Origin of the sequence: Nonomuraea sp. NPDC049725 (assembly GCF_040674795.1) — a bacterium.
Classification (GTDB): domain Bacteria; phylum Actinomycetota; class Actinomycetes; order Streptosporangiales; family Streptosporangiaceae; genus Nonomuraea; species Nonomuraea ceibae.
Window position 1 is genome coordinate 95834 of record NZ_JBFANJ010000018.1, and the last position, 13179, is coordinate 109012.

16 protein-coding genes are annotated in these 13179 nt (G+C 71.2%); 4 read left to right on the plus strand and 12 right to left on the minus strand.

Annotated features, from left to right (window positions below; all coding sequences use genetic code 11):
• Positions 1-23 precede the first annotated feature (23 nt).
• Positions 24-1667, plus strand: coding sequence for an alpha-amylase family protein (locus AB0J53_RS36250; RefSeq protein WP_357591429.1), 1644 nt, complete (start codon positions 24-26; stop codon positions 1665-1667).
• A gap of 48 nt (positions 1668-1715) precedes the next feature.
• Here AB0J53_RS36250 and AB0J53_RS36255 read toward each other — a convergent pair whose 3' ends face one another.
• Positions 1716-2312 (minus strand): TetR/AcrR family transcriptional regulator, encoded by a 597-nt coding sequence (locus AB0J53_RS36255; RefSeq protein WP_364180634.1) that lies wholly within the window; start codon positions 2310-2312, stop codon positions 1716-1718.
• Positions 2313-2428: 116 nt separating this feature from the next.
• Between AB0J53_RS36255 and AB0J53_RS36260 the strand changes: the two genes are divergently transcribed.
• On the plus strand, positions 2429-3163 hold the full coding sequence (locus AB0J53_RS36260) for an SDR family oxidoreductase (RefSeq protein ID WP_364180636.1): 735 nt from the start codon (positions 2429-2431) through the stop codon (positions 3161-3163).
• A gap of 23 nt (positions 3164-3186) precedes the next feature.
• On the opposite strand, the gene AB0J53_RS36265 is transcribed toward AB0J53_RS36260, so the two are convergent.
• The 4 genes from AB0J53_RS36265 to AB0J53_RS36280 all read right to left on the minus strand — a co-directional run bounded on the left by AB0J53_RS36265 (position 3187) and on the right by AB0J53_RS36280 (position 7056).
• Positions 3187-3927, minus strand: coding sequence for a cytochrome d ubiquinol oxidase subunit II (locus AB0J53_RS36265; protein ID WP_219506374.1), 741 nt, complete (start codon positions 3925-3927; stop codon positions 3187-3189).
• A 9-nt stretch (positions 3928-3936) separates the two neighbouring features.
• On the minus strand, positions 3937-5178 hold the full coding sequence (locus tag AB0J53_RS36270) for a cytochrome ubiquinol oxidase subunit I (protein WP_364180639.1): 1242 nt from the start codon (positions 5176-5178) through the stop codon (positions 3937-3939).
• Positions 5179-5275: 97 nt separating this feature from the next.
• Complete coding sequence (locus AB0J53_RS36275; protein ID WP_219506378.1) at positions 5276-5944, minus strand: response regulator transcription factor; 669 nt, start codon at positions 5942-5944, stop codon at positions 5276-5278.
• The gene (locus AB0J53_RS36280; RefSeq protein ID WP_364180641.1) at positions 5941-7056 is read right to left on the minus strand and encodes a sensor histidine kinase; all 1116 of its coding nucleotides are present in this window, start codon (positions 7054-7056) and stop codon (positions 5941-5943) included. Before AB0J53_RS36280 ends, AB0J53_RS36275 begins: the two co-directional genes overlap by 4 nt.
• Positions 7057-7111: 55 nt before the next feature.
• Here AB0J53_RS36280 and AB0J53_RS36285 point away from each other — a divergent pair, with 55 nt between their 5' ends.
• A complete protein-coding gene (locus tag AB0J53_RS36285; RefSeq protein WP_219506382.1) occupies positions 7112-7324 on the plus strand; it encodes a hypothetical protein in 213 nt (70 codons plus the stop codon).
• On the opposite strand, the gene AB0J53_RS36290 is transcribed toward AB0J53_RS36285, so the two are convergent.
• The gene (locus AB0J53_RS36290) at positions 7325-8350 is read right to left on the minus strand and encodes an acyl-CoA desaturase (protein WP_219506384.1); all 1026 of its coding nucleotides are present in this window, start codon (positions 8348-8350) and stop codon (positions 7325-7327) included.
• A 118-nt stretch (positions 8351-8468) separates the two neighbouring features.
• Positions 8469-9716, minus strand: a complete 1248-nt coding sequence (locus AB0J53_RS36295) for an FAD-dependent oxidoreductase (RefSeq protein WP_364180644.1) — start codon at positions 9714-9716, stop codon at positions 8469-8471.
• A gap of 65 nt (positions 9717-9781) precedes the next feature.
• On the opposite strand from AB0J53_RS36295, the gene AB0J53_RS36300 reads away from it, so the two are divergent.
• Positions 9782-10375: a TetR/AcrR family transcriptional regulator gene (locus AB0J53_RS36300; protein ID WP_219506388.1), complete on the plus strand. Its 594-nt coding sequence runs from the start codon at positions 9782-9784 to the stop codon at positions 10373-10375.
• Positions 10376-10422: 47 nt separating this feature from the next.
• On the opposite strand, the gene AB0J53_RS36305 is transcribed toward AB0J53_RS36300, so the two are convergent.
• The 5 genes from AB0J53_RS36305 to AB0J53_RS36325 are packed head-to-tail and all read right to left on the minus strand — an operon-like array spanning position 10423 to position 13177.
• Positions 10423-10635: a hypothetical protein gene (locus tag AB0J53_RS36305; RefSeq protein WP_219506397.1), complete on the minus strand. Its 213-nt coding sequence runs from the start codon at positions 10633-10635 to the stop codon at positions 10423-10425.
• Positions 10636-10668: 33 nt separating this feature from the next.
• A complete protein-coding gene (locus tag AB0J53_RS36310; RefSeq protein ID WP_219506399.1) occupies positions 10669-11019 on the minus strand; it encodes a nuclear transport factor 2 family protein in 351 nt (116 codons plus the stop codon).
• 3 nt (positions 11020-11022) lie between these two features.
• Positions 11023-11340: a DUF3140 domain-containing protein gene (locus AB0J53_RS36315; protein ID WP_219506400.1), complete on the minus strand. Its 318-nt coding sequence runs from the start codon at positions 11338-11340 to the stop codon at positions 11023-11025.
• Positions 11341-11369: 29 nt separating this feature from the next.
• A complete protein-coding gene (locus AB0J53_RS36320) occupies positions 11370-12029 on the minus strand; it encodes a response regulator transcription factor (RefSeq protein WP_364180648.1) in 660 nt (219 codons plus the stop codon).
• Positions 12026-13177, minus strand: a complete 1152-nt coding sequence (locus AB0J53_RS36325; protein ID WP_364180650.1) for a histidine kinase — start codon at positions 13175-13177, stop codon at positions 12026-12028. Before AB0J53_RS36325 ends, AB0J53_RS36320 begins: the two co-directional genes overlap by 4 nt.
• Positions 13178-13179 lie beyond the last annotated feature (2 nt).

Genomic DNA, 13179 nt, shown 5'->3' on the forward strand with positions numbered 1-13179 from the left:
CATTTGGGGGTAGCTGGGCCCCCATGCGAATGACGTACACCAGCGACCTGTGGTGGAAGAACGCCGTCGTCTACTGCCTCGACGTCGAGACGTTCAAGGACGGCAACGGCGACGGCATCGGCGACTTCCGCGGGCTCACGCAGGAGATCGACTACCTCGCCGGCCTCGGCATCACCTGCCTGTGGCTGATGCCGTTCTACCCGACGCCCAACAAGGACGACGGCTACGACGTCACCGACTTCTACAGCGTCGACCCCAGGCTCGGCACGCTGGGCGACTTCGTGGAGTTCATGCGCACCGCCCACGACCGCGGCCTGCGGGTCATCGCCGACCTCGTCGTCAACCACACCTCCGACCAGCACCCGTGGTTCGTGGAGTCCAGGTCCGGCCGCGACTCGCCCAGACGCGACTGGTACGTCTGGTCCGACACGCCCGAGCCGAACCCGAAGGAGGTCGTCTTCCCCGACAAGGAGGACAGCGTCTGGGAGCACGACCCGCACACCGGCCAGTACTACCTGCACACCTTCTACCGCCACCAGCCCGACCTCAACGTCGCCAACCCCGAGGTGCGCGACGAGATCGCCCGGGTGCTCGGCTTCTGGATGGAGCTGGGGCTGTCGGGGTTCCGGGTGGACGCGGTGCCGTTCCTCATCGAGAACGTCTCGCCGGAGCTCGCCGACCCGCACGACTTCCTGGCCGAGCTGCGCGCGTTCATGACCCGCCGCAAGGGCGGCTCGGTCCTGCTCGGCGAGGTCAACCTGGAGTACGACCAGCTTCTCGAGTACTTCGGCGACGGGCTGGGCGACCAGCTCACGATGTGCTTCGACTTCGTCGCCATGCAACGCGCCTGGCTGTCGCTGGCCAGACGCGACGCCGGGCCGCTCGCCTCGGCGCTGCGCGAACGGCCCGAGCCGCCCAAGGACTGCCAGTGGGCGATGTTCCTGCGCAACCACGACGAGCTGACGCTGGACAAGCTCACCGAGGACGAGCGGCAGGAGATCTTCGCCGCGTTCGGGCCGGACAAGGACATGCAGATCTTCGGCCGGGGCCTGCGCAGGCGGCTGCCGCCCATGTTCGGCGGCGACGAGAGGCGGATCAAGATGGCCTACAGCCTGCTGTTCTCGCTGCCGGGCACGCCGGTGCTCTTCTACGGCGAGGAGATCGGGCTGGGCGAGGACCTGTCGGCGGAGGGCCGGATGGCTGTGCGAACCCCCATGCGCTGGTCGGCCGAGGGCGGCTTCACCCAGGCCGAGCGGCCCGTGCGCGCCATGCCCGACGGGCCGAACGTCGCCGACCAGAGGCGTGACAACGACTCGCTGCTGCGCTGGATCCAGCTGCTCATCGAGCGCTACCGGGAGTCGCTGGAGCTGGCCTGGGGCGACCACACGGTGCTGGACGCGGGCGACCCGGCCGTGCTGGCCCACCGCTGCGACGCCGACGGGGCGACGATCGTGGCCGTGCACAACCTGGACGACCGGGAGTGCGAGGCCGAGCTCGACCTGACCGGCCTGGAACGCTGCGTGCTCACCGACCTCCTGGTCGACGGCACGGTGAAGGTGCCCGGCTCGGGCCGGGTGCGGCTCCCGCTGGACCCGTACGGCTGCCGCTGGCTCCGGGTGTCGGCCCCCGAGGTCTCCCCGGAGGACGCCTCCGTCAAGGCCCAGTGACGTCAAGGCCAATGACATCAAGCCCCGTGACGTCAGGGCCCCGTGACGTCAGGCTGCCGCGGTGGCGGGGAAGGCGCGCATGGCGAGCGCGGCCAGCTCGGTGAGCGCCTCGGGGGAGGCCCCGTCGCGTGCCTGGTTGGACATGCCCTGCAGCACCGCCGCGTAGTAGGTCGCCAGCGCCGCCGTGTCCGTGCCCGGGGGCAGCCGCCCGGCCGCCGCGTCGTCGTCGAACCGTGCCTGGATCGCCGCCTTCGTCCGCTCGCGCTGCCGCCGCAGCAGCTCCTGCACCTCGGCCGACTCCGGCCCGCAGTTGACCCCGGCGGAGACGACCATGCAGCCGGGCGGGTGCTCCGGGGCGGAGAACTCGGTGGCCGCCTCGCGCAGCACCCGTTCGATCGCCTGGCGGCCGGTCGGCTCCTCGGCCAGCGCCCGGGCGGTGAACGCCCCGTAGGTCTCCTGGTAGAGGCCCAGCGCCTCCTCGAACAGCCGCCGCTTGTCGCCGAACGCCGCGTACAGGCTGGGGGGCCTGATGCCCATGGCGGCGGTCAGCTCGGCGACGGAGGTGGCCTCGTAGCCGTGCCGCCAGAACGCCAGCACCGCGCTGTGCAGTGCCGTGTCCCGGTCGAACGCCCGTTGTCTCGCCATAACCCCATTCTAGAGCGATCGCTATAAAACGAGCACTTCGGCGACGGGGCGTCGGTTTTGTAGTGATCGCTATGTTATGGTTCCTTTTGTATCGATCACTACAGAAAGAGCCCGTCATGAAGACTGCCCTCGTCACCGGTTCCAGCAGGGGGATCGGCCGTGCCATCGCGCTGCGCCTGGCGCGTGACGGCTTCCGCGTCATCGTCAACTACGCCGCCGACGAGGCCGCCGCCAAGGAAGTCGTCCGGCTCGTGGAGGAACAGGGCGGCAGTGCGCTCGCCGTCCAGGCCGACCTGGGCGACCCGGCCCAGGTGGAGGCGCTGGCCGAACGGGTCAAGCTGGAGAGCGGCGTGCTGGACGTGCTGGTCAACAACGCCGGCGTCGCCGTGCACCGGCCCATCGAGGAGGAGACGCCCGAGTCGTTCGACCGGCACTTCGCGGTCAACGTCAAGGGCCTGTTCTTCCTGACCCAGCGGCTGCTGCCGCTCATCCCCGACGGCGGCCGCATCGTCAACGTCACCTCCGGCGTCACGCGCATCGCCTTCCCCGGCGCGATCGCGTACTCGATGACCAAGGGCGCCGTCCAGACGTTCACGCTGGCACTGGCCAAGCAGCTCGGCCCGCGCGGGATCACGGTCAACAACGTCGCCCCCGGCATCATCGACACCGACATGAACGCGGGCTTCCTGCGCGACAACCCGGAGGGCCTGGCGAACGCGGCGGGCTATCACGCGGTGGGCCGGGTCGGCCGCCCGGAGGAGATCGCCGACGTGGTGGCCTTCGCCGCGTCGCCCGAGGCGAGCTTCATGACCGGCACCACGCTCGACGCCACCGGCGGCGGCAACCTCTAGAGGCCCTGGAGGACCAAGAGGCCCTAGAGGTACGACGGGCCGGTCACGCGGTGGCGGAACGTCCACCACACCCACGCCTGGGCCGCGACCAGCAACGGGATCATCACCAGGGTCACCGGCACCAGCAGCGCCCCGGACGTTCCGGCCACCGGCTCCAGCCGCACTCCCGCCAGCACGCCGACCGCGGCCAGCGCCACCGCCGTCAGCGCGAACGTGCGCAGCTCGCCCGCGCCGCCCGACAGCACCGCCGCCCGCTCGCGCAGCACTCCGCGCAGCCGCAGCGCGGCGAACGCCAGCCCGTGCGTGCCGAACAGCGCGGCCAGAGCCAGCGCCGGCAGCGCCAGGAGCGGCCCCTGGATGCCCAGCGCCACGACGCTGAGCAGCGCCCCCCAGCACAGCGCCAGCCCCCAGCTCCCGGCGACGATCGCGCCGTCCCACACCGCCTGCCAGCCGCGTCCCGGCACCCGGCCGCGCAGCCACAGCCCCATGTCGCGGATCACCCACGCCAGCAGCAGCACCACGACCAGCGGGTAATTCTCGTGCAGCAGCTCCGCCTCCAGCGCCGGGAACAGCCCGGCCAGCACGCCCGCGGTCACCACCAGCCACACCTCGTTGCCGAGGAAGAACGGCGCGATCGCGGCGATCGTCTCCCGCCGCTCTCCCGGCGTCCGCCCCAGGTACGGCAGCACCATGCCGACCCCGATGTCGGCCCCGGCCAGCACCAGGTAGCCGAGCGCGAAGAAGGCCAGAACGAAGATCTCCATGTCGGCTCCTCAGAAGGTCAGGACGGGCTGGGGGGCGTCGATGGGCCGGTCGCCCAGGGCCACGGCCGCCGGCCCCGCCTTGGCGGCCCTGGCCAGCAGCCAGTAGTTGATCAGGACCAGTACGGCGAACACCGAGGTGAAGGCGATGACCGAGAACCGCATCTGCCCGGCCGACACCGGCGACATCGCCTCGGAGGTGGTCAGCAGCCCGTAGACGGCCCACGGCTGGCGGCCCATCTCCCGGAAGATCCACCCGGCGAGCATCGTGGCGAACGGCACCGGGATCATCGCCACCAGCAGCCAGTGCCACACCCGCAGCCCGCGCACCACCGGCCTGAACAGCATGAGCAGCGTGCTCGGCGCGGCCACGAACAGCATGAGCGCGAACAGCCCCATCATCCAGGTGCCGCCTGCCTGCACCCAGCCCACCGGGGGCAGCCAGTCGCCCGGCCCGTGCCGGGCCACCATCTCGGCCTGGGCCGCCGCCAGGTCGCCCGACCAGGCGGCGAGCTTGGTCACCTGCATCGTGCCGAACCCCATGCCGCCGAACGTCGCCGTGACCATCAGCGCGGGCGCGGCCACGCCCAGCCCGAGCCGCAGCGACTTGCGGAAGAAGTCCTGCTCGGGGGTCCGCTTGCTCAGGTGGTAGGCGCTCACCCCGGCCATGAAGAACCCGCCGACGACCATCGCGCCGCTCAGGATGTGCGCGAACGCCACCAGCGCCGCCGGGTTGGCGACCATCGCGCCGAAGTCCGCCAGGTGCAGCACGCCGCCGTCGAGCCGGTAGCCGACCGGGTTCTGCAGGAAGCCGTTCGACACCATGATCCAGAACGCGGACGCGTACGCGGTGAGCGTGACCACCCAGATCAGCGCCAGGTGCGCCCACCGGTTGAGCTTGTTCCAGCCGAAGATCCACAGGCCCAGGAACGTGGCCTCGACGAAGAACGCGACCATCGTCTCCAGGGCCAGCGCCGAGCCGAACGCGTTGCCCGCGAACTCCGTGAGCCCGCTCCACGACAGCCCGAGCTGGAACTCCATGACGAGCCCGGTGACGATGCCCATCGCGTAGTTGATGATGTAGAGCTGCCCCCAGAAGCGCGTCATCCCCTGGTGGACGGGGTTGCCGCCGAAGGTGGCCCGGGTCTGGATGACGGCCACGAGCGTCGCCAGGCCGAGTGTCAGCGCCACGAACAGGAAGTGCGCGCCCGCGGTGAGCGCGAACTGCAGGCGGGCCAGTTCAACGGTGTCCATGCGTAGCAGGATCCGATGACGGTTACGCCCGGGTCGTCCACCTCAGGCGGGCACCCGCCGTACCCCTGGGGTGACACGGCGGGCCGCGGCGTACACCTCAGGTTGTAAGCCAGCCCGGGGTGATCATGCCGGCCTCGTAGGCGAGGACCACGAGCTGGGCCCGGTCGCGCACGCCGAGCTTGGTCATGATGCGGCTGACGTGCGTCTTGGCCGTCGCGGGGCTCAGCACCAGCCGGGCGGCGATCTCGTCGTTCGACAGGCCGCCCGCGACCAGGCTCATCACCTCGCGCTCGCGCTCGGTGAGGGAGTTGAGCTCGGGGCCGGGCTCGGGGCGCTTGACGCGGCCGGCGAACTCGGCGATCAGCCGCCGGGTGATCGACGGCGCGATCAGCGCGTCGCCCCTGGCCACGACCCGGACGGCGTGGATCAGCTCGGCCGGCTCGGTGTCCTTGACCAGGAAGCCGCTGGCCCCGGAGCGCAGCGCGCCGTAGACGTAGTCGTCGAGGTCGAACGTGGTCAGGATGATGACCTTGACCTCGTCCAGCCGGGGGTCGGTGACGATCTGGCGGGTGGCCTCCAGGCCGTCGAGCTCGGGCATGCGGATGTCCATGAGCACCACGTCCGGCCGGGTCTCGCGGGCCAGGGTCACGGCCTGCGTGCCGTTGGCGGCCTCGGCGACGACCTCGATGTCGTCCTCGTCGCTGAGGATGGACCGGAAGCCGGCCCGTACCAGGGTCTGGTCGTCGGCCAGCAGCGTGCGGATCATGTGGCTCCGTTCAGGGGTAGTTCGGCGACGACCCGGAAGCCGCCCTCCGGGCGGGGGCCGGCGTCGAGCCTGCCGCCCAGGGCCGTGGCGCGCTCGCGCATGCCCTGCAGCCCGTAGCCGCTGCCCTCGGTGAACACGGCCCCCGGTCCATCATCCTCCACGCAGATCAGGATATTTCCGGACGTGTTGCTGACGGAGAGCGTCGCCGCCTTCGTCCCGGAGTGCCGTGACACGTTCGTCAGCGCCTCGCGGATGATCCGCGTCGCCGCGAGGTCCACCTCGACCGGCACCTCCTCCAGCGGCCCCGACAGCTCGGTCCGCACCTCCAGCCCCGACGCCGCCACCAGCGCGTCGATGCGGCCCAGGCTGTCGGCGGGCGCGGTCGGCGCGTCCTCGTCCACCTGGCGCAGCACCCCCAGCGTGGTGCGCAGCTCGCGCAGCGTCTCCTTGCTGGTGTCCTTGATCGCGCGCAGCGCCGCCTCGGCGTCCTCCGGCCGCTTCTTCAGCCCGTGCAGCGCCGCCGACGCCTGCACGTTGATCATCGAGACGTTGTGCCCGAGCACGTCGTGCAGCTCCCTGGCGATGCGCAGCCGCTCCTCGCCGGCCCGCCGCCTGGCCTCCTCCTCACGCCCGTGCTCGGCCTCGCGCACCCGGCGGTCGGCCTCCTCGAGGTAGGCGCGGCGGTTGCGGCTCACGCTGCCCGCCGCGATGGCCGCCACCACCCAGCCCGCGATCATCGCCAGCGCGCTGTCGTCGACGTGCCGCACGTCACCGGTCTCGCCGAGCCCCATGAGCAGCAGTGACGCCGACCCGGTGGTGATGGCCGCGGTGAGGTGCCCGTGGTCGGCCGCGGTGTAGAGCATCAGGAACGGCACGAAGATGAGCGGCCCGTCCAGCCGGGCGAACGGGTAGTAGGCCACCACCGCGGCCGACACCACGATCAGCGTCAGCACCGGGTAGCGCTTGCGCAGCAGCACCCCGGCCGCCGTGATCAGCGGCAGCACCACGTCGAGCGCGTTGGGCGGCTGGTCGGCCCGGATGATCCAGGCGGCCAGGACGCCGAGCAGCATGATCGCCACCGCGGCCACCGAGACGATGGTGCTCCTCCGCATGTCTCCCATTCTGTACGGGACGTGACCCGGGCCGGTCGCTGGGTAGGTGCGGGAGATGAGCACAGAGGACGAGCTCGCCCGACTCGACGAGGAGCTGGCGAAGCTGAAGCGGGACAACCAGGAGCAGCGCGACCAGATCCGCGACCAGGGCGCCACCGACCAGTTCGAGATCTCGGCCCAGATCGCCCAGGCGGACGAGCAGGCCGAGATCATCGCCGAGCTGGAGCAGCGCAGGGAGGCCCTGCGCCGGCGCCTGGAGCAGGGCTGATCACCTCAGCGCCGCGCCGACCTCGTGCAGGTGCTGGAGAGCCTGGCCGTACGATCTGAACAGGCCCGTCTCCAGATAGCTGACCCCGATCTCCGCGCAGTAGCGCTGGACGATCGGCTGCGCCTTGCGCAGGTTGGGGGCCGGCATGTTGGGGAACAGGTGGTGCTCGATCTGGTAGTTGAGCTGGCCCAGCCCGATGTCGGTGAGCAGGCCGCCCTTGACGTTGCGCGAGGTGAGCACCTGCTTGCGCAGGAAGTCGAGCTTGTCCTCGGCGGTGAGGATCGGCATCCCCTTGTGGTTGGGCGCGAACGAGCAGCCCAGGTAGACGCCGAACACGCCCTGGTGCACGACCAGGAAGGCCACCGCCATCCAGAACGGCAGCACGGCGAAGACGAGGCCGAAGTAGAGCGCGAAGTGCGCCAGCAGCAGCGCGCCCTCCATGCCCCGGCGCTTGGTCGTCGGCTTGAACACGGCCTTCACGCTGGCCACGTGCAGGTGCCAGGCCTCCAGCGTGAGCAGCGGGAAGAACCAGTAGGCCTGCCACTTGGCGATGAACTTGGGCAGCCCGACACTCCTGGCCACCTGGTCCTCCGACCAGACGATGACCGCGGGGGAGACGTCGGGGTCGTGGTCCTCGTGGTTGGGGTTGGCGTGGTGGCGGTTGTGCTTGGTGTTCCACCACCCCCAGCCGAGGCCGATGGCCAGGTTGCCGATCAGCAGCCCGGCCATGTCACTGGCCCGCCGGGTGCGGAACACCTGCCGGTGGCCGATGTCATGGGCGACGAACCCGATCTGGGTGAAGACCACGGCCATGAGGACGGCGACGAGAAGCTGCAGCCAGGAGTCGCCGACCCAGACGAACAGCCCCCAGCCGCCCAGATAGGCGCCCATGACGAGGCTGATCCTGACCGCGTAATAGACGGGACGCCGGTCCAGAAGCCCGGCTTCGGTGATCTTGGTGGCGAGTCTGGCGAAATCGCTGCCCCGCGTCTCTAGCTTGACGGGATCGGCCACTGGTCTCCTCATGTTGCGACGGTAGCTGTCCCCAGACTGGCTTATCCGCCGACATTGCGGAAGATCGCCTGTCGCGCCGGGCGCCCGTCACCCGGAGCGTACCCGACCCGCTACAGTGCGCTCCCCGCAGTCAGGCGAAGACCTTGGCCTTGAGCGACGGAACCCGCTGGACCGTGCGCAGGAACGTCTTGAAGCCGAAGCGGGCCAGCCGGCCGCCGCCGACGAACTGCTCGGCCGCGCGCAGCGAGTCGCGCACGGCGGTGAAACCGTACCCGCGCATCTCCGCCTCGTAACGGCCGATGGCCTGGACGGGGTCGCCGCCACCGGAGAGTGCCTGGGTGAGGAGGCGGGCGTCGCGCAGGGCGGTGTTGGCGCCGATGCCGCGCATCGGGGTCATGCTGTGGATGGCGTCGCCGAGCAGGGTGATGGTGGACGGCTCCCAGGCGTCGACGGGGACCGACGTGCGGATCGGCAGCAGCGAGACCGTGTCGGGGTCCGAGTCGGCGACGAGGCGGCGCAGGTCGGGGTGCCAGGAGGTGATCATGGCGGAGACGGCGTCGCGGAGCTGCTGGCCGGACATTTCTGAAATGTCGCCCGGGAAGCGGTCGAGGGCCGCGCCGACCGCCCACAGGATGTAGCTGCTGCCGTTGTCCATCAGCGCGCCCTCCTGCTCGGTGCGCCCGATGCCGGTGGCGGGCGCGTCGCTCAGGTCGTGCGGGGCGCAGAACAGGCCCAGGCCCGACGGCGGGATCACGTTGTTGGGCCCGTCGACCAGCCGGGGGCTCAGCAGCCGCCGCGTCCGCTCGGTGAGCGGGAACTTGCCGGCGACCGTGGTGATGCCGGTGTCGACCCGCCGCGCGTGCGGCAGATACTGCCTGCGCACCCGCGAGTTGCCGCCGTCGGCCGCCACCACGATCCCGGCCGTCTCGCTGGCGCCGTCGGCGAAGAACAGCCTGACCCGTCCGTCGGGCAGCCGTTCGTACCTCTCGTACGCCCTGCCGAACCGTACGACGTCGTCCAGGTCCGACAGCAGCACCTGCCTGAGCGTGATGCGGCTGACCGAGTGGTGGTCGTCGGCCGGGTCGGCGGCGGGCGGGGTCTCGATGAGCGCGAGCAGGTCGAGCTGTTCGGTGAGGAAGCCGAAGTCCTGGCCGCCCTGCCCGGTCGTGTCCAGGAACGCCTGCCACAGGTGGGCCGGCAGGCAGTCGCGCAGCGCCCGCGCGCCGTGGGGGTCGATGTGCACCCGGTAGCCCTGCAGCCGGTCGGCCGGGGTGCGGTCCCGCTCGTAGACCGTCACGTCGAGGCCCGCCTTGCGCAGCCCGTGCGCCAGGCAGAGCCCGCCGATGCCGCCGCCGATGATCGCGATGTCGTTCGTCATGCCGCAACTATCACCCGTATGGATGAAACTGTCAACCAAACGGATGGATGATAAAGTGTGCAGGTATGAGGCGAGCACCCGAGGAGAAGCAGCGCGACCCCGAGCGGACCAAGGCCCGCATCCTTCAGGCGGCGCTGGAGGAGTTCGCGGCCAAGGGGTTCGCCGGGGCGAGGGTCGGCGAGATCGCCGCCAGAGCGGGGATGAACAAGCAGCTCATCTCCTACTACTTCGGCGGAAAAGAGGGCCTCTACCAGGCGCTCAGCGCGAGCTGGCAGCGTGAGGAGAGCGCGTTCGCCGACCGGGGCGCCACGCTGGGCGAGCTCGCGGCGGGCTACGTGCGGGCCAACGCCGAGCGGCGCGACTACGGCAGGCTGATGGCCTGGCAGGGGCTGACCGACGACGCCCCGCCCGACCCGGGCTTCGCCGACGACCTGCGCCGCGACGTCGAGCAACTACGACGGCGGCAGGAGGCGGGGGAGCTGCCCGCCGACCTCGACCCGGCGGCGGTGCTGGTGGCGCTGTTCGCGATGGCGGCGGCCGGCATCACGTTCCCGCAGGTCGTCAGGGCCGCCACCGGCCTCGACCCGGAATCGCCGGAGTTCGCCGGCCACTACGCCGAGCAGGTCCGGCGCCTGGTCGCGCACCTGGCCGGGACATGACGGAAGGCCCGGCGCCGATCAGGCCCGGGCTGACGCGGCTCGGGGGATCAGTCCGCTGAGATGCGCTCGAACAGGGCCAGCGCCGCCTGCCGCACGTCGTCGGGCGTGACCCCGTCCAGGGTCTGCCTGGCCTGCGCGATGTCGCGGGTCGTCGCCAGCGTGATCGCCACGGACTTCGCCGCCGCCCGGTCCAGCGAACCGGCCGGCGCGGCGTCGGCGAGCTGCTGGGCGCTCGCGGCGAGGTCGAGGTTGTCTCTCAACGGGCCTCCTCGGATGGTCGTCGGCTCATTGCATCACCTGATGTCATGCTCCATCCACCATTCGGTGAATTCCCGGCACCTGCCGTCGGGAACGAACCGGATCACCCAGAGGTTGCTGTACGTCTTGTCCGGATATGTCGTGACACCTTGGATGACGCTCACCTCGGCCGTCACGCACACCGGATGCCACTGGAACGTCGTCTCACCTGGCCTGTCCTGCCTGGCCAGCCAGTTGGAGACGATCGCGTCCCGGCCGCGCACCGGCATGCTGTACGGCTCGTTGTAGTACACCGCGTCCTCGGTGAAGAGGGCGGCGATCTCGTCCGGATCGTTGGACTCCCAGGCCCGCAGGTAGCCCGCGATCCAGTCCTGCGGCTGGATCATCGCCTATGCCCGCAGCGGGTCGTGCCCCGCGGACATCAGCATGTGCCGCGCCTGGTCGTCGCTCTTGTTGCCGACCGTCTCCACCAGCTCGACCACCCGGCGCATGACGTCGCGGTCGGCGTCGGTCAGGTCCATCTTCCGCTTGCTCAGCACGTGCAGCACGCCCCTGCCGAGCTCGTCGATGCCCAGGTCGGGATCGGCGCTGAAACCGTCCTCGCCGGAGGCGTCGGCCAGCAGGTAGGAACGCAGCTCCTCGGAGTTCATGTTGACCACCCGATGGAACTCGTCCCAGAGCATGTCCGTCTCGAAGCCCTCACTCATACGAGCCCGCCTACCCGTCCGCGGGCCCGTTACGCTCCCGGCACGGCCAGCCCCGACTCGTACGCGGCGATCACCGCCTGCACTCTGTCACGCAGCCCGAGCTTGGTCAGCAGGTTGCTGACGTGCGTCTTCACCGTGTGCTCGCTGACCACCAGCGTCCGCGCGATCTCCGCGTTGGACAGGCCGCGCGCGATCAGCTGCAGCGTCTCGCGTTCCCTGGCCGTCAGCACGTCCAGCGCCCCGGGAGCGGCGCCCGGCCTGGCCGCCGGCCGCGAGGCGAACTCGTGGATCAGCCGCGTGGTGACCGCCGGCGCGAGCAGCGACTCGCCGCCGGCGACCACCCGCACCGCGTTGACCAGGTCGTCGCGGCGCACGTCCTTGAGCAGGAACCCGCTCGCCCCCGCCCGCAACGCGTCGAACACGTAGTCGTCCAGGTCGAACGTCGTCAGCATGAGCACCCGGCAGGCCGTCTCGGCGCACACGATCCGGGCCGCCTCGATGCCGTCCATCCGGGGCATGCGGATGTCGAGCAGCAGCACGTCGGGCGCGTGCTCGCGCACCGCCACCACCGCCTCGACGCCGTCGCCGGCCTCGGCCACCACGTCGATGTCGGGCTGCGCGGCCAGGATCATCGCGAACCCGCCCCTGACCAGCTCCTGGTCGTCGGCCACGACCACCCGGACCGTCATGCCGGCAGCCGGGCGGTGACGCGGAAGCCGGGACCGTCGGTGCGCGGCCCGGCCGTAGCGGAGCCGCCGCAGGAGGCGGCGCGCTCGCGGACGCCGATCAGCCCGTTGCCGCCCGAGGGCAGGGCCCGGCCCGAGCCCCGGCCGTCGTCGGTGATGTCGATCATCAGGGTGTCGTCCTCCCAGGTGAGCCGGATGTCCGCGCGGGTCGCGCCGGCGTGCTTGACGATGTTGGTGAGCGCTTCCTGCGTGATCCGGTACGCCGCGACCGCCGAGTCGGACCGGAGCGGGCGCGGCTCGCCGGTGGTCTCGAAGGCGACCTTCAGCCCCGTGCCCGCCACCTGGTCCGCCAGGCCGGGCAGCTCGTCGAGCGTCGGCTGCGGGGCGAGCGGCGCGTGCTCCTCCTTGAGCGCGCCGAGCATCCGCCTGAGCTGCACCATCGCGTCGCGGCCCGCCCCCGCGATCGCGTCGAACGCCGCCTCCGCGCGGTCCGGGTCGGTCCTGACCGCCACCGGGCCCGCCTCCGCCTGCACGACCATGAGGCTGACCGCGTGGGCGAGGATGTCGTGCATGTCGCGGGCGATCCGCGCCCGCTCGCGTTCGGCCGCGCGTTCGGCTTCCATCTCGCGCTCCCTTTCCAGCCTCGCGGCCCGTTCCTCCAGCGCCGCCGCGTGCGCGCGCGACGTGGCCGCCGCCCTGCCGATGGCGTACGCGGCCACGTACAGCACGGTGCTGCGCAGGGCCGTCTCCGACGAGCCGACCAGCGCGAACATGCCGCCGGCCATGAGGCAGAGCGCGGTGATGCGGACCCAGCGGGGCGAGCTCGTGGCCACGGTGTAGAGGGCGACCAGGGAGCCGTACCAGATCGGCTGGTCGGCCACGCTGTCGGCGAGGTCGTACAGCCCGCTCACGATCAGCGACGTCACCAGCACGGTCACCGGGAAGCGGCGGCGCCACAGCACCGGCAGCGACGAGCCGACCGCCACCGCGTAGCCCCACCAGGACCACGGCACCCCGAAGTAGCTGGTGCTCGACAGCAGCGGCCAGAGCTGGGCCAGCGTGATCGCGCCGGTGAGGGCCACGTCCAGCAGCGGCTGGGGGAGCGCCCGGTAGCGGCGGCGGAGCACGGTGACGAGCGGAGGTTCGGGCACGA